The 19,918-nt window shown below is 65.5% G+C and carries 17 protein-coding genes and 2 pseudogenes; 6 read left to right on the forward strand and 13 right to left on the reverse strand.

Annotated elements, in window-relative coordinates; translation table 11 throughout:
* Positions 1-160: 160 nt before the first annotated feature.
* Both CDN38_RS22620 and CDN38_RS22625 read right to left on the reverse strand, forming a co-directional pair.
* A pseudogene (locus CDN38_RS22620) lies at positions 161-1,203 on the reverse strand (NAD(P)/FAD-dependent oxidoreductase); the annotation flags it as partial.
* 422 nt (positions 1,204-1,625) lie between these two features.
* Positions 1,626-1,862, reverse strand: a complete 237-nt coding sequence (locus CDN38_RS22625; RefSeq protein WP_075511407.1) for a DUF6480 family protein — start codon at positions 1,860-1,862, stop codon at positions 1,626-1,628.
* 559 nt (positions 1,863-2,421) lie between these two features.
* Here CDN38_RS22625 and CDN38_RS22630 point away from each other — a divergent pair.
* Positions 2,422-2,916 carry a hypothetical protein gene (locus CDN38_RS22630; protein ID WP_142361317.1) on the forward strand — a complete coding sequence of 165 codons (495 nt, stop codon included), beginning with the start codon at positions 2,422-2,424 and terminating at the stop codon, positions 2,914-2,916.
* Between the two features lie 207 nt (positions 2,917-3,123).
* Here the strand turns inward: CDN38_RS22630 and CDN38_RS22635 are convergent, their stop codons facing one another.
* The 4 genes from CDN38_RS22635 to CDN38_RS32490 form a co-directional block, all read right to left on the reverse strand.
* A complete protein-coding gene (locus CDN38_RS22635; protein ID WP_075511405.1) occupies positions 3,124-3,861 on the reverse strand; it encodes a sirohydrochlorin chelatase in 738 nt (245 codons plus the stop codon).
* Positions 3,840-4,583: a phosphoadenylyl-sulfate reductase gene (locus tag CDN38_RS22640; protein WP_075511404.1), complete on the reverse strand. Its 744-nt coding sequence runs from the start codon at positions 4,581-4,583 to the stop codon at positions 3,840-3,842. Before CDN38_RS22640 ends, CDN38_RS22635 begins: the two co-directional genes overlap by 22 nt.
* A complete protein-coding gene (locus CDN38_RS22645; protein ID WP_180276373.1) occupies positions 4,580-6,247 on the reverse strand; it encodes a nitrite/sulfite reductase in 1,668 nt (555 codons plus the stop codon). Before CDN38_RS22645 ends, CDN38_RS22640 begins: the two co-directional genes overlap by 4 nt.
* 116 nt (positions 6,248-6,363) lie before the next feature.
* A complete protein-coding gene (locus CDN38_RS32490; RefSeq protein WP_368773218.1) occupies positions 6,364-6,456 on the reverse strand; it encodes an Ms4527A family Cys-rich leader peptide in 93 nt (30 codons plus the stop codon).
* Positions 6,457-6,689: 233 nt separating this feature from the next.
* Here CDN38_RS32490 and CDN38_RS22655 point away from each other — a divergent pair.
* Positions 6,690-7,403: pseudogene (locus tag CDN38_RS22655) on the forward strand (PGRS repeat-containing protein); the annotation flags it as partial.
* 41 nt (positions 7,404-7,444) lie between these two features.
* Positions 7,445-8,629 (forward strand): radical SAM family heme chaperone HemW, encoded by a 1,185-nt coding sequence (gene hemW, locus CDN38_RS22660; RefSeq protein ID WP_099319192.1) that lies wholly within the window; start codon positions 7,445-7,447, stop codon positions 8,627-8,629.
* A gap of 7 nt (positions 8,630-8,636) precedes the next feature.
* Here the strand turns inward: hemW and CDN38_RS22665 are convergent, their stop codons facing one another.
* On the reverse strand, positions 8,637-9,872 hold the full coding sequence (locus CDN38_RS22665; RefSeq protein ID WP_075511402.1) for a sodium-dependent bicarbonate transport family permease: 1,236 nt from the start codon (positions 9,870-9,872) through the stop codon (positions 8,637-8,639).
* A 287-nt stretch (positions 9,873-10,159) separates the two neighbouring features.
* The gene (locus CDN38_RS22670; RefSeq protein ID WP_075511401.1) at positions 10,160-10,369 is read right to left on the reverse strand and encodes a hypothetical protein; all 210 of its coding nucleotides are present in this window, start codon (positions 10,367-10,369) and stop codon (positions 10,160-10,162) included.
* A 440-nt stretch (positions 10,370-10,809) separates the two neighbouring features.
* Between CDN38_RS22670 and CDN38_RS22675 the strand changes: the two genes are divergently transcribed.
* The 3 genes from CDN38_RS22675 to CDN38_RS22685 all read left to right on the forward strand — a co-directional run bounded on the left by CDN38_RS22675 (position 10,810) and on the right by CDN38_RS22685 (position 14,132).
* Positions 10,810-12,105 (forward strand): salicylate synthase, encoded by a 1,296-nt coding sequence (locus tag CDN38_RS22675; protein ID WP_075511417.1) that lies wholly within the window; start codon positions 10,810-10,812, stop codon positions 12,103-12,105.
* A gap of 253 nt (positions 12,106-12,358) precedes the next feature.
* Complete coding sequence (locus CDN38_RS22680) at positions 12,359-13,045, forward strand: sigma 54 modulation/S30EA ribosomal C-terminal domain-containing protein (protein ID WP_082277196.1); 687 nt, start codon at positions 12,359-12,361, stop codon at positions 13,043-13,045.
* Between the two features lie 70 nt (positions 13,046-13,115).
* Positions 13,116-14,132, forward strand: a complete 1,017-nt coding sequence (locus CDN38_RS22685) for an acyl-ACP desaturase (protein WP_075511399.1) — start codon at positions 13,116-13,118, stop codon at positions 14,130-14,132.
* A 671-nt stretch (positions 14,133-14,803) separates the two neighbouring features.
* Here the strand turns inward: CDN38_RS22685 and CDN38_RS22690 are convergent.
* Genes CDN38_RS22690 through CDN38_RS22710 form a run of 5 tightly spaced genes read right to left on the reverse strand, consistent with a single transcriptional unit; the run spans position 14,804 to position 19,884 of the window.
* Positions 14,804-15,745, reverse strand: a complete 942-nt coding sequence (locus tag CDN38_RS22690) for a sterol desaturase family protein (protein WP_180276374.1) — start codon at positions 15,743-15,745, stop codon at positions 14,804-14,806.
* Positions 15,746-15,793: 48 nt separating this feature from the next.
* Positions 15,794-16,699 (reverse strand): helix-turn-helix domain-containing protein, encoded by a 906-nt coding sequence (locus tag CDN38_RS22695; RefSeq protein ID WP_233026988.1) that lies wholly within the window; start codon positions 16,697-16,699, stop codon positions 15,794-15,796.
* Positions 16,659-16,826 carry a hypothetical protein gene (locus CDN38_RS29050; RefSeq protein WP_161951651.1) on the reverse strand — a complete coding sequence of 56 codons (168 nt, stop codon included), beginning with the start codon at positions 16,824-16,826 and terminating at the stop codon, positions 16,659-16,661. The genes CDN38_RS22695 and CDN38_RS29050 overlap by 41 nt, the downstream gene beginning before the upstream one ends.
* A gap of 47 nt (positions 16,827-16,873) precedes the next feature.
* Positions 16,874-19,204 (reverse strand): ABC transporter permease, encoded by a 2,331-nt coding sequence (locus CDN38_RS22705; RefSeq protein WP_099319194.1) that lies wholly within the window; start codon positions 19,202-19,204, stop codon positions 16,874-16,876.
* Complete coding sequence (locus CDN38_RS22710; protein WP_233026989.1) at positions 19,201-19,884, reverse strand: ABC transporter ATP-binding protein; 684 nt, start codon at positions 19,882-19,884, stop codon at positions 19,201-19,203. Before CDN38_RS22710 ends, CDN38_RS22705 begins: the two co-directional genes overlap by 4 nt.
* Positions 19,885-19,918 lie beyond the last annotated feature (34 nt).

Consider the following 19,918-nt stretch of genomic DNA (forward strand, 5'->3'; position numbering starts at 1 on the left):
GATACGGCACCGGCATCCGATCCTCACGCACCCACGCATACGCCGTCTGCGGATGCACACCCACCGACCGCGCCCACGCCGCCAACTTCACACCGGCTAATCAAACATACATTCACTCACAAACACGTACATTTACGCGCGTCTTGCCGAACAATTCGCAACCCTTGGCAAAGTGGTGTGCCCCGGTGTCGATGAAGCAGTGACCCCGACCCGAGAGGGTGGCGCTGTCGTCGGTCTGGCCCAGGTAGTTCAGCACGTTGGTGGCGGCGGCTGCTGCGCCGTTCTTCGCGAAGATCGCCGCTTTGGGCAGGGGCTTACCCCACGGGCAGGTGATCGCTGTGATGTCACCGACCGCCCATATCCCCGAGTGTTGTGTCTGCATGGTGGCCGGGTCGACTGCGATCCACCCCGGTTCACCGAGGGTGATCGCGGGCTGATGCGACGGAACGAACACCAGCAGATCGAAATCGACGCTCTGGCCATCCTGGAAATGGATTGTCCGGCCGCCTGGATCGATGCGATCGACGGTCTGTTCGCAATAGACGTCGATGCCTTCAGGATTCAGCAGGCCGACGAGTTCGGGACCGGCGTCGGGACCTGCCGACGGCATCGGTTGCTGCTCCGGGGTACAAATCGAGATCTGAGTCGCGGCACGGGTTCCGTTCTCACGCAACAAGTCTGCGGCCAACAGAGCCCCCTCATACGGGGCCACCGGGCATCGGTACGGCTGCGAGGTGATCAGGAACACCAGCTTGCCTCCGGCGAATACCGACAGCGCGCGGTGTGCGGACGCTGCCGCTGCTGTGGCGTAATAGTGGACGGCCGAGCCGCTGGCGACCGCTTCCGGCAATCCGGGGATCATCTCGATAGCGATGCGTGATCCCGCTGCGAGCGCGTTTGCTTCATAACCGATTTCGGAAATGTCGGCCAATGCGACCGTCTTGGCATCGGGATCCACACCGGTGACCCTGGCGGTGATGGTGGTGATCCCGGACAACGCTTCAACGGTGGAAAGGATCGGGACGCTGTCCTAGTCGCGCCATCCCCGCATGACCCACGGCAAGGTGAATCCAAGGAAGTGCGAAAAGTCTTCATCGATGAGGGTGATGTCCAGATCCGTTACCGGCGTTGCGGATCGGCGGATCTCGTCGACACGCTGAGTCCACCGATCCCGGCGCCGACGATGACCAGTTTCTTGCTCACTGTTGATGCCTTTCATTCTCGCCAGACAGTGGATAGCGGGTTGGCTCAGGCGGCCGTCATTACGCGCTCGCCGGCCCCAGCGTTCCGGTGAAGCTCCCTTCCGCGGGTGAACCTCACGATCGAGGTTGGATATTTCAGCTGAAAACTTCGACAGCCCAATACTTTCGGTTACGCAGCTGCGGATTAGGGCGTCGGCTGGCGGCTCGACGGCCCCGTCGGATCGAGGCGACCGCTCGTAGTCTTCAGAATGTCGAATGCAGTTGACAATAAAATAGTAGAAGGCGGCAAGTGATACTGTCAACCATAGTTGTCTAATACGGACAGGCGGGACCGGGCGCGCGCGGTCCCGCCCATTACGGCGGCCGGCGGTGCTCAGACATGGCCGCACCGCGCTGACCCGGGGTGGGTCTCGACCGGTGCGGCTAGTGCAAGTGCAGGGCAAGCGCCAGTGCCACTACCACGAACAGCAGCACAAAAAGCGCGACGACGACAAGGCTGACGAGCGCCGCAGGGGTGATTCTTCGCCGGGGCCGGGGTTGTGGCTCCGACACCCCCGCAGTTTGCGCCGAGTCCGGCGGCGTGGAGCCGGGCGTGACACCTCCGCCGGGTTCGAGGGCCGGGGTTCTCGCCGGATCGGGATCCGGGGGCAGCGCGGTCATGGGTTTGTGGCCTCCCTCGCGGCTCAGGCATGGTAACTGGCAACCAGGTCATTGGTGGGTACCCCGTCGAAGCGATGTCACACGGTCCATGCGTTGCCCGGTGGGCCGCAGGTTGCCGGTAAGGGCGACGGCGTTGTCGGCTTACCGCTCGGCTCGTCTGCGGTGGCTTGTGGGTGGCGAAGTCGCCTTGCACCCGGCTGCTGCAGATGGCGAACCGTCAACCGTGGGAAACCTCACACCGTCTGCCACCACGGCCCAAAATGCCAGCGCCTCACCGGATTTTCCGCTGCCGGAGCTCTCACGAATCTCCGTGAGTCCCAAGGCGATCCGGGCCAAGACCAAGACGGCCGCAGTGCGACGCCGGAATTGCCGAACCGATGTGTCCACCGTCGGCATTCGACCGGCGACAGGTTTCACAGCCACAGCACCGGGCCCCGAGCGATCTAATTAGATGTACTATCGGTCGGTCGGATCTGCGGCGTAACGCGTCGCCATGCCGCGTTTCAACAGATGCCAACGGCAGCGCCGCCGCTTGGGTCCGCAACATAAGGAGTGGTCGATGAACGGGATAGTGGCTTCGGGTGTCCGCGGCACAATGACGAAAATTGCACTGGTCGCGGCGCTTGTCGCGACGCCCATGGCGGGTGTGACGGTGCCGGCGAACGCAACTCCCGGCTCCGGTCGCACGCTCGCCCCGCCGGTTCTGCTCGACGATCCCAACCCTGGCGATCCTTCCGGCGCGGACGCTCCCACCAGCCCCAATGATCCGCGATGCATCCAGATGCCGTTGGACCCGATATGCCACGGTGGCCCGTATTACCAGGGTCCCCCCACCGGCCCCGACGATCCGCAGTGCGCCAGGATGCCCGGCGATGGGGTGTGCGCCGGGGGTCCGTATGCCCCCAAGCCCATGGAGCCGGTGGCCCCACCGATGGACACGGACCCACCGCCCGAGGCCCCGCGGGTCGACGCGCCACAGCTGCCCGAGGCCCCGCACATCGATGCACCACAGATGCCCGAGATGCACTTCCCGTCGGCACCCGGTCACATTTAGCGGGCAATGCTTTCGGCCGCGATGGCGGCTGCGACGCACCCGGCACTGACGCAGACCGGCAGGTGCTCGCATTGCCGGCCGGTCTGGCGCCGAATCCCCCTGAGCGCCAGCGCCTTCAGCGCACCAATCAGGGGTCGGCGGCTTGGAACTCGAGCCTCGACCGATTCCTGCCCTGCGGCGGGCTGGTGTCTGCAGCGTTGCCCGGCGTCAGGCGGCGATGCGTTCCGCCGCCGCCTGATCGAAGCGATCCAGCACCGTCTCGGCAACCAGATGGTGTGCACCCAAAGGCGCTGTGATCGGAATGCCGGCGCGATCCGCGTAGCTGTGCACCCGGTCGGTCAGCACGCCCGGCGCGAGGAACCACGACGCGATCGCCAGCCGGCGGGCGCCGCGGCCGAGCAACTCGTCGACGGCGATGGGCAGCGAATCGGGCGCGGTGGCGAAGGCGATTGTGGCCCCGGCCCATCGGGTGCCGGCGGCCAGCTTCGACGCTACCGCCGCGGTGCGGGCGTTGGCCGAAGCACTCGACGACCCGATTGCCACCACCAGCACACCGAGGGCGTCATCGCGGCGCGAAGCCCCGAGCTCCGCCAGCCGCTGGTGCAACACCGTCACCAACCGGTCGTCCTCGCCGAGCACATCGGCCCGCCGGACCGTGTTAGTGCGCCCAAAGGCGACAGAGCCGGCAATCTGGCGGGGGATGTCGACGCGGGCGTGGTACGCGTCGGCCAGCAGCAGGGGAGTGACGATGGCGTCGGCAGCACACTCCCGGAGCACTTCGGCCAGGCTCGGCGGATTGTGTTCGCAGAACGCCACCTGCACGTCAACGCCCGGCCGCAGGCCAGCCAGGCGGTCTGCCACCGCCCGCGCATTGGCCGCCGACCGAGGATCCGCGCTGCCGTGCGCGGTCAGGACGAGTGTCGTCACGATGCGTGCAGCCCGCATTCGGTCTTGGTCAGCCCTTGCCAACGGCCGCTGCGCGGGTCGGCGCCGTCACTCGGCTTGGCTGTGCATGGGGCGCAGCCGATCGACGGATAGCCTTCGTACACAAGGGGATTCACCAGCACGTCGTGTTCGGTGATGTAGTCCTGCATATCCTGGTCGGTCCAGGCGGCCAGCGGATTGACCTTCACCAGTTTGAACGCTTCGTCGAAGCTGATCAGCGGGGCGTTGGCGCGGGTCGCTGCCTCGACCCGGCGCAGTCCGGTCACCCAGGCCGAATAGCCGCGAAGGGTCTTGCCCAGCGGGACGACCTTTCGCAGCCGGCAGCACTCGCCCGGGTCGCGGGCGAACAGGTCCTTGCCCAGTAATTCGTCTTGTTCGCCGACCGAATGCTCCGGAGTGACATTGAGGACCCGGACGTCGTAGACGGATTCGATCGCATCGCGGGTGCCGATGGTCTCCGCGAAGTGGTATCCGGTGTCCAGGAAAATCACCGGCACGCCCGGCCGCACCTTGGCGGCCAGATCGACCAGCACGGCGTCGGCCATGTTGGAAGCGACCACATAGTTGCAGGTTGCCCGGCCGCGGGGTCCGTTGACGCCGCCGAAGGTTTCATCGGTCCAGCGCAGCAGTTCGGTGGCGCTGGCGCCGTCGAGTTCGGCTGCAGCGCGCGCCGCCAACTCCCGCAGCTCCGATTCGGTCGGTTTAGTTGCCGGGGAAGTCATCGCAGGTCGTCCTCCTCGGCCCGAATCGCCCACTGCGCGAAGCGTTCGCCGTCGGCTCGATGTTTGATGAAGTTGCGCACCACCCGCTCGATGTAGTCGCCCAGCTCGTCGCTGGTGACCTTGTGCTGACGCAGTTTGCGGCCGAAACCACTGTCCAGGCCGAGGCTTCCGCCCAGGTGCACCTGGAAGCCCTCCACCGAACCGCCATGACCGTCGTCGACCATCTGCCCTTTGAACCCGATGTCGGCGACTTGGATTCGCGCACACGAGTTCGGGCAGCCGTTGATGTTGACCGTGATCGGTACGTCAAGTGCGGAGTTGATGTCTTCCAGCCTGCGCTCCAGTTCGGGCGCCAATGACTGTGCCCGGACCCGGGTTTCGGCGAAGGACAGCTTGCAGAACTCAATTCCGCTACACGCCATCAGATTACGGCGCCAGCGCGACGGGCTGGACTGGAGACCCAGCGCCTCCAGGCCGGCGACGGTGGCGTCGAGCGAGGCGTCGGGTATGTCGAGGATGACCAGCTTCTGGTACGGCGTGAACCGGATCCGATCCGACCCGGCCCGCTCGGCCAGCTCCGCCGCCGCCGACAAGATGGTGCCGGACACCCGTCCGGCGATAGGTGCGACTCCGACGGCGTTGCGGCCGTTTTTGAGCCGTTGCACCCCGACGTGGTCGATCGGATGCTTGATCGGCTCGGGGGCCGGACCGTCGATGAGGGGACGCTTGAGGTATTCGGTTTCGAGCACCTGCCGGAATTTCTCGATACCCCAGTCCTTGATCAGGAACTTGAGCCGCGCCTTGGAGCGCAGCCTCCGGTAGCCGTAATCACGGAACACCGAGGTCACTGCCGCCCACACCTCGGGCACCTCTTCCAACGGCACCCAGGCACCGACCCGCTGGGCCAGCATCGGGTTGGTCGACAGCCCGCCGCCGACCCACAGGTCCAGTCCCGGCCCGTGGTCGGGATGGTTGACACCGATGAACGCGACATCGTTGATCTCGTGCGCGACGTCCTGCAGGCCCGAGATGGCGGTCTTGTACTTGCGCGGCAGGTCGGCGAAGTCGGGCTGGCCGATGTAGCGGCGCACGATTTCGTCGATCGCCCAGGTCGGGTCGAGCACCTCGTCCAGCGATTCACCGGCCAGCGGTGAGCCCAAGATCACGCGCGGGCAGTCACCGCAGGCTTCGGCGGTCTGCAGTCCGACCGCGTCCAGCCGCCGCCAGATTTCGGGGACGTTTTCCACTTCAATCCAGTGGTATTGCAGGTTCTCCCGATCGGAGATGTCGGCGGTGTCCCTGGCGAATTCGGTCGAAATCTGGCCCAGGGTGCGCAGCGCCGCCGTCGAGATGGCGCCGCCGTCGCAGCGAACCCGCATCATGAAGTACTTGGCCTCGAGCTTCTCGATGTTCTCGTCACCGGTCCAGGAGCCGTCGTAGCCCTGTTCACGTTGGGTGTACAGGCCCCACCAGCGGAACCGCCCGCGCAGGTCGTCCTTGTCGATGCTATCGAATCCGCTTTGGGCGTAGCTGTTTTCGATACGTTGCCGGACGTCGAGCGGGTTGCCCGCCTTTTTCAGCTCTTCATTGGCGTTGAGTGGCTCCCGATCTCCCAGCGCCCATTGGCCCTCGTTGCGGGGCTTGGCGGGACGGGTTGTGGTCATTGGGCCGTTCTCCTTCGCGAACATTGCCGACCTTGGCGCGCGGAAACCACCGATTCTTACGGGGAGGCGCAGATCCGGTGGCCAGCTGGAGGTACAGGTGGGCTGGGTCTACGACGTCAAGGCCGACAGCAACAGCTGCAGACGCGCTTGAGGTCGATGTGCCGACGCACTACCAGCGCAAGAAGCGGGGTCGAATGGGCGACGGTCACACCGACATTCTGCCATGGCCCGCAGCCGGCCGTGCGACCAGGTCCGATTTGTTCTCACCGTGAGCAAAATCTGGGGGCAATCCCGGCTGGATGGGGGAGGAGCGTGGCTGCGGCGCCCTGGTCGGGAGGTCGACCGGGCGATCGCCGCCAAAACGTTATTTGGCCGCGCTAGAAACTGTTGCGCTAAGAAAATAATTGTCGCCTTCGTTTCCGGATTAGGGGTTGTACGGGTCGGAGCACGTGGTCGGGCATATCAAGCGCTCGCTGCCCAAGCGTCGGCATTTCATGTTGTCCAGAATCTCGCCGCGAGTGCGGGCTCCTATGCCAGTGCCGAGGCCGCTAATCCCGCACAGAGCATGCTGAATGCGATCAACGCGCCCAGCTTGGCACTGCCGGGCCGTCCGCTGATCGGCAACGGCGCCGACGGAGCCCCTGGCACCGGGGCAAATGGCGGGCCCGGCGGCGTATTGATCGGAAATGGCGGCGCGGGCGGCTCTGGCGGAACCGGCCAAAACGGCGGAAATGGCGGGCCGGCAGGGTTATTCGGCAACGGCGGCGCCGGCGGTAACGGCGGAATCGGCAATACCACAAACGGTGGCAAGGGCGGGGCCGGCGGTGCCGGCGGATTGTTTGGCTCCGGCGGTGCCGGCGGAAACGGCGGGCTGTCAATACTTTTCGACGGCGGCCAGGGCGGGGTGGGCGGCGCTGCGGGAATCGTCGGCAGCGGCGGAGCAGGCGGCGCCGGCGGATTTTTCGGTGTGGGTGGCGCCGGCGGCCAGGGCGCACCTGGCGCGACTGGGGGCGACGGCGGCCGCGGCGGCGACGCCGTCGTCATCGGCAACGGCGGCAACGCTGGTAACGGCGGCCTGGGCCCACCCAACGGTAACGGTGGCCTGGGCGGCGCTGGCGGGTCGTTGCTGGGCCAGCCGGGTCTGACGGGCACCGGGTAGGCGGCGCGGCGCACCGGCACGCCGTGCGAAGATTTGGCATGACTCTTCGCGAGCGACCAGTCGAGCTACCTGGGATGCTGCGCAGTCGCGGACAGCCGTTCGGGCTGTACGTGCATGTCCCGTTCTGCGTGACCCGATGCGGGTATTGCGACTTCAATACCTACACCCCGGCCGAGCTGGGCGGCGTCAACCCGGACGCCTGGTTGCTGGCCCTGGGGACGGAACTCGAGCTGGCGGCCACACGGCTCGACGCGCCCACGCTGAACACGGTATTCGTCGGCGGCGGGACGCCGTCGCTGCTCGGTGGTGAGCGCCTGACGACGTTGCTCGGCATGGTTCGCGACTGTTTTGCGCTGGCGCCCGATGCCGAGATCACCACCGAGGCGAATCCCGAGTCCACCTGGCCCGAGTTCTTCGACGCGATCAGGGCGGCCGGCTATACGCGGGTATCGCTTGGCATGCAATCGGTGGCGCCGCGGGTGCTGGCCACCCTGGATCGGGTGCACTCGCCCGGCCGGGCCACCGCCGCCGCGCGCGAGGCCATGGACGCAGGCTTCGAACACGTCAACCTCGACCTGATCTACGGCACCCCGGGGGAGTCCGACGACGATCTACTGCGTTCGATAGAGGCCGCGATCGACGCCGGCGTCGACCACGTTTCGGCCTACGCCCTGGTCGTCGAGGACGGAACGGCGCTCGCCCGGCGCGTGCGGCGCGGTGAGCTGAGCGCCCCGGACGGCGACGTGCTCGCCCATCGTTACGAGTTGGCCGACGCGCGGCTGACCGCGGCCGGGTTGAGGTGGTACGAGGTGTCCAACTGGGCCCGCCCGGGTGGCGAGTGCCGACACAACCTCGGGTACTGGGACGGTGGCCAGTGGTGGGGCGCCGGTCCCGGTGCGCACGGTTACGTCGGCGCGACGCGATGGTGGAACGTCAAACATCCCAACGCCTACGCCGAGCTGGTGGCCGGTGCGACGCTGCCGGTGGCGGGCTTCGAGCAGCTCGGAGCCGACGCGTTGCACACCGAGGATGTGCTGCTGAGAATCCGGTTGCGTCAGGGGTTACCGGTGGCCCGGCTCGACGCCGCCGAACGCCAACGCGCCGAAGCCCTGTTGGCCGGCGGGGCGGACGAGGCGTTGCTCGTCGCCGAGGGTGACCGGTTGGTCCTGACCGACCGGGGGCGCTTGCTGGCCGACGCCGTGGTGCGCACGCTGCTGGGGTGATCCGCGGTCACGCGGAGGTATGGAACCACTGCCCGACCATGCGGGCGACCTCGATGTAGAGCGGGATCCCGATCGTGACGTTATAGGCGAACGTCAAACCCAGCGATGCGGCGAGCGGCAGCGTCGGACTTGCCTCGGGGATCGCCAGCCGCTGCACCGCCGGAACGGCGATGTAGGACGCCGCGCCGCACAGCACCGCGAACAACACGTAGGTGCCCGGCTTGAAGTCGCTATTGGTCAGGTAGGCGTAGCTGTGGGCGACCACGATTCCGAGCGTCGCAAAGAGGTTCGGCGCCACTAGGCCGAAGAAGATGAACCCCCGACCCGCGGTCCTCAGGTCCTTGAGCTTGCGCGATGCCGTCATGCCCATCTCGAGCAGGAACAGCGCCAGTACACCCTGGAAGGCGGTGACGAAGAAGGTGTCGTCGTCGTGGACGACTTTCTCTCCTTGCAGTCCGCTGACGAGGCCGATGACGATGCCGCCGAGCAGCAGACACAGCCCAGGGTTGAGGAAGACTTCCTGCAGCAGCTCACGCGAGAACAGGGATGCCTTACGGCTGCCTTCCGCGGCTTCCTCCCAATCCGGGTGCTCCTGCTTTTCCAGCGAGAGCTCCAACTCCTGCTCGATTCCGCGGTCGTTGATGGCCTCGAGGGTTTCCCCGCGGGCCGGCCGTGCCGCGGTTCCCGGCCCGAGCGAGACCTTGGCCGGGGGGGTGTAGCCCGGCTCGTCGGGCATGTACCCGGCCTCGTCCATTCCCCGGTGCCGCAGGCGTGCCACCAGATAAAGCGCCACCAGGCAGCCGGGAATCTCCATGACAGCCAACATGACCGGCATGTAGGCGTTGAAGGCGATGCCGACGCTGGTAAGCACCGCGACGCAGGTGGCGAAGGTCCCCGCGGAATCCGACCCGTAGTAGCCGGCGACAGTCGCTCGATCGACTCGCCGCATCGAACTCATGCGGCTCAGCAGCAGATAAGCCAGACCGCCGATCGCGAAGTTCAGGAGAAAGCCCAAAACCATGAATCCGACGATCGTGCCGATGCTGGACGCCTTGATCTTGGCGAGCTCTTCACCGCCATGCCAGCCGATGGCCAGCAGCAGGTACATGGTGAGGCCCTGGTAGATCACGTAGGGGAACTCGAACCGCACCTTGAGGATCGGGATCAAGAACCCGAAGTAAAAGAACAGCAGCAGCGGTTTGAACAGGTTGTGGCTGAAATTCTCCCAGAACTCATGCAGCATTGGCGCCTCCCATGCTTCGTGCCGCGATCCAGGAAGCAACCACCTTCAGCGGAGCGACCGGGAACACCCCAGACAACGCTGAGAATTTAGCGAGGCTGCGGCCGGACCGCTACTCTTGACGCGCGCAAAATCCCTGGATTCGCGGTATTTTCGGGCACCCAGCGACCCCCGGTACTGCCGTGTGGCAGTCCGCGGTGCCAATTGTGCTGGCAGTGTGCTGTCAGCACCCTAATGGCGTGAGTTCAATGTGAATCAGCTGCCAATATGCTGTGATCCGGTTCGGGCTATCAGCGTGCGGAAGAAATCAGTGACGGCCGGACACCGATGCCCCGCTTGCGGTGGGTCACCGTCCGCCACGCAATGGGCGAGTAGTGCGTCGTGGTCTCCTCGAAGCCATCGACCTTGCATACCGTAAGCACGCCGGTGTCCTGGTTGATCGAGAGCTCCTCGCTTTCACCATGGACTTCTTCGCCGTCCGCGAGATGGATCACGAACATGTGCTGGTCCCTCCTCGTGCGCTTGCCTGCGGGTGGGCATACGGCTGTCGCCGGCGGACACACACCCGGTTAGGCAGTGATGCTAGGAGAGTCGCGCGCACAGCAATCTGGCGTTATGTGGCTGGCAAGTAAACGATTGGTAAATGTTTGGCGTTTCCTGTGTCTGGCGTGAGCACTGGCGAGCCGCCGGGAACGACCGCCCACCTGGCGGCAGCCTGCGGAAGAAGACAGAAACTCGGCCCGGCCAGGTGGCGCCACTCCGGCCCGATGATGCCATGAGGAAGGCCCCCCACAGCGATCGACTCACGGTGAGCCCTGGTGCGGACGGCATCTGCGCGGCAAGGCCACGGAAGCATTTAGTAGGTTAGGCTACATTTACTAATGCTGTGGAGGGGAGCATCGCGATCAGTACTGCCAGTACCGCTGAAGTGTCGATTCCGATGCCGGCCAACCTAGAGCCGGCTGATCTTGCGGCCGGGTTGGCCGCCGCCCTCTGCGAGACCCGCGGCGAGCAGTACCTGCTCTACGAGTACGACGGGCAATGGGTCCTGGCCTTGGGCGTGCAGGCGATGGTGGAGCTGGACAGCGACGAGCTGCGCGTGATCCACAATGGCACCACTCGCCGGCAAGCCTGGTCGGGGCGGCCGGCGCTGGTGCTGGGCGAAGCCATCGACCGGCTGCTGCTGGAGACCGACCAAGTCTTCGGCTGGATCGCCTTCGAATTCGGCGTCTACCGGTACGGGCTGCAGCAGCGGCTGGCGCCCCGCACGCCGTTGGCCCGGGTGTTTTGGCCGGGAAGCCGCATCGTGATGACCCGGACCGAGATTTGCTTCATCGGGGCCTGCGCGCAGCACCGCCAGGCGGTGCACCAGTTACTGCGCGACGGGATAGCCGGCGTGCCGCAGTCCCGCAGCGTCGACTTGTCCGCCGACCCGTCCGGATATCGCGACCGGGTGGCCACGGCCCGCCGCGAGATCTTGGCCGGCCGGTATCGCAAGGTGATCCTATCCCGTTGTGTCGACGTGCCTTTCGAGCTGGACTTCCCATCGACCTATCGCCTGGCGCGTCGGCACAACACTCCGGTGCGATCGTTCATGTTGCAGCTTGGCGGAATTCGGGCGCTTGGCTTTAGCCCGGAACTTGTCATGTCCGTTCAGCCCGACGGCGCCGTGGTCACCGAGCCATTGGCCGGCACACGTGCGCTGGGCCGAGGCGTCGCAGACGACCTGCAAGCTCGCCGCGACTTGGAGTCCAACGCCAAAGAGATTGTCGAGCATGCTATTTCGGTGCGCACGTCATTTCGGGAGATTGCCCAGATCGCGAAGCCGGGAACCGCGGCCGTCACCGATTTCATGACGGTGCGCGAGCGCGGGAGTGTGCAACACCTCGGCTCAACGATCAGTGCGCGCCTAGACCCCACGAGCGATCGGATGGATGCTCTGGAAGCGCTTTTTCCTGCCGTAACGGCGTCGGGAATTCCCAAAGCGGGCGGGGTCGAAGCCATTTTGCGTCTCGACGAAGGTCCGCGGGGATTGTATTCGGGTTCGGTCGTGATGTTCTCCGCAGCCGGCGGCCTCGATGCGGCGCTGACGTTGCGGGCGGCCTATGAACGCGACGGGCGCACGTGGCTGCAAGCCGGCGCCGGGATCATCGAGGCCTCGCAACCCGAGCGGGAATTCGAAGAGACCTGCGAGAAGCTTTCTGCGTTGGCGCCGTACCTGGTTGAACGTCGGTAGCCGGCGCCGGAGTCCGGTTCGACCGGACCCGCGCGGTGATCAGCAGCACATCTTCACAGGGACTTTCGGCCCTAGCGGACCGTGAGGCGGCCGGGGACGCTTCGACTCAAGCGATCAGTTCGACTGCTGTTCGGGCCGAAGAAGAAAGCGGGGTCGCTGCGGGGTGTACGCGCTCAAGCCGTGGTCGGTGGGGGAATTCCCCAATGTCACAGTGCTTTCCGGCCCACGGGTGTCGGCTTCGCAAGGTGAGTACATGGCGCGTTCGGTGGGGCGGGTGCTGGCCCATCACGAGATCTCCGGAGGCGCTCGGGTTCGGTTGAAAACCGGCGCCTGTGGCCGCGGGCCGCTGGTCATGCAGGTGAACCTGCGCGTCGGCGACCTACCGGCGCGGGTGCTCGCCGTCACGACGGGTATCGACGACCTGACACCGGCATTGCTGCGGCTGGATCGTCATATCGCGCGGATGTACGGGCAGTGGCGACCTCGCTCCTGGCCCGATCCGACCCGCAGGCTCTTGACCATCGCCACCGGGGCCGTCGTGGTACGCCGGAAATCGGCGGTGCTGCAGCGCACCACGCCGTTGGAGGCGGTGGCGGTGATGGATGCCATGGACTACGACGCGCACCTGTTCACCGACGTGGAGACCGGCGAGGACGCGGTGGTGTACCGGGCCGGCCCCTCGGGGCTGCGACTGGCTCGCCAGCGCCATGTGTATCCGCCGGGATGGGCGTGGTCGTCGAGCACGTCAGAGCCGGCGGTGCCGCTGATCGTGAATTCCCGCCCGACGCCGTGTCTCACCGAGGACGCAGCAGTGCACCGCGCCGGTGAACACCGGCTTCAGCTGCTGTTTTTCACCGACCCGGCCACCGGTCGCGGCAACCTGCTCTACCCGCGCTACGACGGCAACCTCGGATTGATCACTCCGTTCCAGCGTGTCTGACTTGCATGTAACCGGGGTTCACAGATATATTCACTGTTACTGAACGGCACACATAGCTGGGAGACCCCTCATGCCGAAGGAAATGACCAACCTGCAGCTACTCCATGAACTTGAGCCCGTGGTGGAGCAGCTGCTCAACCGCCACCTCTCGATGTTCAAGGAGTGGAACCCGCACGACTACATCCCTTGGTCGGACGGCAAGAATTTCTATGCCCTCGACGGCCAGGACTGGGAGCCCGGGCAGAGCCAGCTCACCGATGTGGCCCAGGTGGCGATGGTCCAGAACCTGTTGACAGAGGACAACTTACCGTCGTACCACCGCGAGATCGCGATGAACTTTAGCATGGATGGACCCTGGGGGCAGTGGGTCAACCGATGGACCGCCGAGGAGAACCGGCACAGCACCGCGTTGCGTGACTACTTGGTGGTGACCCGCGCGGTGGATCCGGTCGAGCTGGAGAAGCTTCGCATGGAGCAAATGACACGGGGTTTCAGCCCGGGCCAGAACCACCAGGGCGATATGTTTGCTGAGAGCGTATTCGACTCGGTGATGTATGTCTCGTTCCAGGAGTTGGCCACCCGCGTGTCGCATCGCAACACCGGCAAGGCCAGCAACGACACCATCGCCGAGCAGTTGATGGCCAGGGTGTCGCACGACGAGAACCTGCACATGATCTTCTACCGGGACGTCAGCGGCGCCGGACTCGACATTGCGCCCAACCAGGCGATCAAGTCGGTGCACCGGATTCTGCGGAACTTCAAGATGCCCGGCTTCACCGTGCCGGAGTTCCGCCGCAAGGCCGTGATCATCGCCGTCGGCGGCGTCTATGACCCGCGCATCCACCTCGACGAGGTGGTGATGCCGGTGCTGCGGAAGTGGCGGATTTTCGAACGCGAGGACTTCACCGGCGAGGGCGCGTGGATGCGCGACGACCTCGCGGTGCTGATCAAGGAGCTCGAGGAGGCCAGCGACAAGTTCGAGGACTCCAAGCAGCGCTATCTCGAGCGGGAGGCTCGCAGGGCCGAGAGGATCACCGCTGACCGGGTGCTCAAGACCGCGGGAACGTTGACGCTCAGCCGACGCTGAGCTGCTCACCGCGCCTGTCGTTAGCCGAGCCCGGCTCCCCATCCACGCCGACCTGGTCGACGAGGGTTGGAAGGTCGGGGTGAACACCGTCGCCGGCGCCCAACCTCAAGTGGTGTACGACATCACTGAAGCCCCCACCGGCGAGGGGAAGCCCTTGTGGCCTCGACGCTTGATTTGTGCGGACGGCGGCTGCTGACCTGCCCGATGGTCGGAACACCCGGACGCCCAGCTAGCCGGCGACGCGATGAAGATAGCCGCCACGGTGCGCGGCTGGCGCGCCGTGATCGATGGCGTGATCTCCCATAACTGACCGCGGATCCACTTATACCGCGAATGATTTCACGAAGCTCTGCCGAAAGCTTTGGGGTGCGCCAATCGCCGGGATGCCTCCGGTCCTGCTTCGACAACGCCGCCTCCAAGTATTCTTCTCCACGCTTGAACAGGAGTTGTTGTCTCCGGCATCATTTCGCGACCGAGGCGCAGGCCCGCGAGGTCATCACCGTGTGCCGGTACGCGTGCTGCAGCACTCGATGTCGGCATGGCTCGGCCGGGTTGCCGCCGCCCGCTGAGCACCGGAAGATCACGGCCACCCGACCGGAGGTGGCTTAGCGGGAGCCGGTGTGCCCTGGCATGCGATGTGCTCGGCCGGCAGCCCGAGGGCGTCGACCAGCCTAGCCATGGGAACACTTCTCCTCTGTGGCGGCGAGGTCGTGTGCGGTCCTGCGCTCGGGGTGGAAGTCGCATCCTCCTGCTGCGGTGAATGGGTAGGTGAGCTGTGACCAGTAGCGGGTCGGGTAGTTGGGATGAGCGGCCAACCCGATCTGATCGCTGTCGAACCGACGGAATGGGTCCTGGCTGTAGGTGCGCATGAGATGGTCCCAGACGAGCGTGAAGAGTCCGAAGTTGACGTCGCCGACGCCGGCCCATTTGAGGTGGTGGAAGCGGTGTCCCTCGTTGAGCGCGAGAACGTGTCGAATCGGTCCGACGCGGTAGTCCGCGTTGGAGTGCTGCAACAGCAGTTGCAGGGCGGTGAGTACCGCCAAGGCGTAGGCAACGGTCATGGGCAGTCCGATCAGGATCAGCGGAGCCACTCCAGCGGTCATCTCCACCCCTTGGTGGAGGGGATGTTTCATCAGGCCGTTTAATCCGTAGAACCGTTTGACGCTGTGGTGCACGGCGTGGAATCGCCAGAGCCAATCGGCTTTGTGGCTGGCCAGATGTACCAGCGTGATGCCAAGGTCGGCGACCACGACGGCAAGCAACACCTGGGCGGGGAAGGGCCACAGTGTTGGCCAGATGCCCTGCCACGGGACGAGGGCCGCTAGCGCGGGGATCGCGGAGACCGAACACAGTATTAGCAGCTCATTGACGACGACGTGGATCCGGTCGCGTCTGGTGTCGGCGTGGTCGCTGTTCCAGCTCGTGTCGTAAGGTATCGCTCGCTCAGTTGCGAAGGACGCAGCGATGCCGGTGAGCAGCAGCGCGATGAGCAAGTACTTGGGGGCGCCGGCACCGGCGATAACGACCGCCGCGCCGCCGAGCCCAGCAAGCATGAAAGGCGCGTATCCATAGCGCAGCACCGCGGACCCAGCCGTTGCGAGGGAGGTAGCCATGCTCTCGATGGTGCGGCACAACCCGATGAGCGGCTTGAACGTTTCGGCTCACTCGAGCGAGACATCGATGTGGACGTGGCGCTGCAGGCTGGACGGCGCCAACCCGAACATCGCGCGGCTGGTACGGGTGAGGTGGGCGCTATCGGCGAAGCCGGCCGCGTGGGCGGCGGTAGTGAGGTCGTCGCCTGCGGCCACGGCGCGAAGCGCCATCATCAATCGCAGCCATAACACGTAACGGCGCAGCGGCAGACCTACCTCAGCGGTGAACAGGTGCGTCAGTCGGGTGGTGGAGATGCCGATCCGTACGGCGATATCAGCGGTGCGTACCGGTCCTTCCGGCGCCAGCTGTGTCAGGAGGTCGAGGGCATCGGTGACCGCACGGTGACGCAACTGATCGCCGGTGCAGCCGGCAGTATGGAAAGCACCGGCAACAGCCCGCGCCACAGCGGGTAAGTCGCCATCATCGATGGGGCCGGGTAACAAGTTCGGTTGCTGCCAGACGGCAATTCCGATTGAGTGTGCGTTGCGGCCGGGTGCGGTGGCAGGGTCGAGGAACACAATCACACCAGGGCCATCGGCAGAGGTGATGCGGTGTGCGGTGTTGGCCGGGATCACGAGGCGGGTGCCGCGATGCACCCGACCATGGTCGCCGACAACGTCGACTGGCTCGGTGGTGAGCAGCACCTGAACCGCGTGGTGGGCATGGCGGCCGGTCGGGCCGATGAGGCCCGCGTAGACAAGCATGCCGGGCTGCAACAAGGCACGACCGGCCCATCCTGCCGCGGGCGATGAGCCGGTGGTCGCGTCGCCGCGAGCCCCCGTCGCTTCCCTGGGCGCCGCGGACTCCGGGGGATATGACAACGACGACGGCACACCCGGCGCAGCAGCGGCGGCGGCTACGCCGGGTGGCCGGTCATCGCCCGGCAACCGCCCGACCGTCGACGTGGGCGCCACGGCCTGCACCGCCGCCGATCACCGCCGCCGATGAGGTAGGCCCCAGGATCAGCATCCGCAGCATCTCCGGTGTCATCGAATCGGCTAACCCCAACGTGTGCCCAACCGCACCAGTGGCCATGTCCATCCGCTGTCTATACCCCATAGGGGTAATATCACCAAGCGCACGGGTGCTCACAACGTCCGCTCACGCACCACTTTGGCCACGTCCATTCGTCCGATGACGCGGAATGCCGGGATCAGCGTCAGCAGTGAGGCGATCAGGACCCCCGCGGTGACTAGAAGCGGAGTCGTGGTGTGCATCATCAGGTGCCATCGATACCCTTGCGTTACGTAGGTAGACAAGAACCATTCAGCGAGCCACGTCCCGGCGATCAGACCGGCCGGCAGACCGATCGCGACCAGCGTCATATTCTCCGCCGCCACCAGCCGGCCCAGTTGGCGGGCATCCATTCCGGCGGCCTGTAGTGTACTTAACTCACCGGTGCGTTCACTGACGTTGGCTGACATCGCGTTGTAGAGCAGCGCCGCGGACATCACACCGGCGGATAACAAGGTCAGTGCAACCAGCACGTTATACAGCTCGAAAGCCTTGCGGATGGTGGTGGAGACCGAGTCGGTGGGCACGTAGGCGACCACGCCATGCAACGCCGTCACGTCCTGGCCCTTGGAGTCCTGGTTGACGCCGGGGGCCAGCTTGAGCAACACGCCCGACGGTGCAAGGGCAGGCACTTGCTCGGCCGCGACATATACGACCGGGCTCATCGGCTCGTCGGCGAAGCCGGCGACGGGTTGCTCAAGACGGATTCCTTTCTGGGCGTTGGTTATTGCGATTTTGTCACCGACGGTGACGCCGAGAATGGCCCGTAAGCCCGCTCCCAGCAACACACCGTCGCGGGGAAGGCTGCGGCTGGATCCACCAAATGGGAATCGGTGCATCCGGGTTGCCCGCGGCAAGGCGATCAGCAGGGTGTCGTAACGGTTGTTGCTGCCCTGCACCGTGACATCCAGTCGCGTGAACGGTTCTGCGGCGGCGACTTGGGGGTCGGCGCGTAAAGCACCCGCGACGGCATCGGCAGTGCCCGCGGCGGTGATGACTTGAGCGTCTTGAAGTTCGATCTCTCCGTACTGTCGATCAATGACGCCATTGACGGTGTCGCGCATGCCGGCGAACACCATCACCAGGCAGACCGAAGCCACCACCCCGGCCACGGTAAGGATCGTTCGGCGACGGTTGCGGGTGATGCCGCGCAACGTCATTCGCCACCGTGTGGGTATACGCCGCAGCGGCGGCAGCAGTCGTTCCGCGACGCTTACGCCGCCGCGTACGCAGGTCGGCGAGATTCGCATCGCATCGGCCGGGCTCACCCGCGATGCGGCGCGGGCCGGGGTCCACGCCGCGAGTGCGGATGCCGCAGCACCGGCGATGGCCCCGATCAGCAGACTGCTGGGATACAGCGACGTCGCGCGCTGCGGCAGTCCCAGTGCCTGGGTGTATTGGGCGGTGTACCAGCCACCGAGAACATAGCCGCCGATCATCCCTGCCGTGGCCCCCGCAACACCGACCGCCACACCATAAGTCAGGTAGTGGCTAAGGATCGTTCGGCCGGACAGTCCGTTGGCTGACAGGGTGCCGATCACCGCTCGTTGCGCGGCAACCAGTCGCGACAAGAGCACCTGCGTCCCGACCACCGCTGCCACGAGAAACACCCAGGGCAGCAGTCTTGCGAACTTGCGTACCGATTCCATGCCGTCGCGCAAAAAGCTGTAGGACGGCAGCTCGTCGCGCGACGTGGCCACCATTGCGTGTGAGGACGCCAATTCCGTTGCAGCGGTGACCAATGCGTGTGCTTGGTCGCGGTCGCGCGCATACGCCAGCAGCTGATCTGCCGGGCGAGCCGCGAACTGCACCATATCGGGTGCCGGTACGAACACCACGCCGAAGTACTCCGGTGTGGTGACCGTCTCCGCACGCGAGCGGGCCGGCCACAAATATTCCGTCGACACGGCAGACCCCGAAACGGACACCGGGCGCCAACCGGACGGTCCGAGCAGTTCGATGGTGTCGCCCGGATGCAGGCCGTAATGGGCGGCGACGTGCTCGTCCACCAGCACCGACCCACGGGGCGGCAGACCACCGGATCGGACTGCCAACTTCGACACTGCGGGTTGGGTTGCAACGGGCACGCCGACTGCGCGACCGAACAGGGTGCGGCCCCTGATCCGGATACTGACGTCAGATTGTTGGCGAAGCTCAACGTTGGGATGACCGGGAAGGGTTCGGGCAGCCTCGTCGAGCCCGAACACGCCGGGCCCGCTGATCACAACGTCCGGCAGCAGTTGCGTGGCATAGACCCGGGCGAATGACTGCTGCAAGTTGGCATAGGCATCTGTGGCGCCGACGAAGACCGCCACACCGATCCCCATCACGACCGCCGCGGCCAGGAACTGCGAGCGCTGTCCCCACAGATCCCGGCGCACCTTGCGCAGCAGGATGCGGCTCACCAGTCGAGGTCCTGCGCCGGCACCGGAGCAGCGACCCGTTCCTGACGGGCGACCCTTCCGGAGCGCAACCACACCACCCGATCGGCAATCTTGGCGATCGCGGAATTGTGCGTAACCAAAAGGACGGTGTGACGGCCCTCCCGGGCCAACTCTCGCAACATCGTCAAAACCTGGCGGCCTGTGGTCAGGTCCAGACTGCCGGTCGGTTCGTCACACAGCAACAGCGGCGGGTCTTTGACGACGGCACGGGCGATCGCCACCCGTTGCTGCTGACCACCGGACATCTGTCCGGGAAACCGGTCGGCGAGGTCAGTGAGGTCGACTTTCACCAGCGCTCCGCGACTGCGGTGAGCGCAGTCCTCGCCGGCGAGTTCGGCGATGATCTCCACATTCTCGCGTGCGGTCAAGGTCGCTACCAGGTTGAAGAACTGGAACACAAAACCAACCTGGTCCCGTCGATATGCTGCGCGCTTCCTAGTGCTTAGCGCGGCAATATCATTGCCGGACACCAGGATTCGTCCACACGTGGGCGCTTCGATGCCGCCCACCAGATTGAGTAGCGTCGTTTTGCCCGAACCTGACGGACCCAGTATTACGACGAACTCACCGGGCCAAACCTCGAGGTTGACATCCTTGAGCGCGTCCACTGCTGTCGGTCCGGATCCGTAGGTTCGACTCACCGCCTCCAGCCGTAACGCCGGACGCCCACAGGCT

Source organism: Mycobacterium ostraviense, assembly GCF_002705925.1.
Taxonomy (GTDB): Bacteria; Actinomycetota; Actinomycetes; order Mycobacteriales; family Mycobacteriaceae; genus Mycobacterium; species Mycobacterium ostraviense.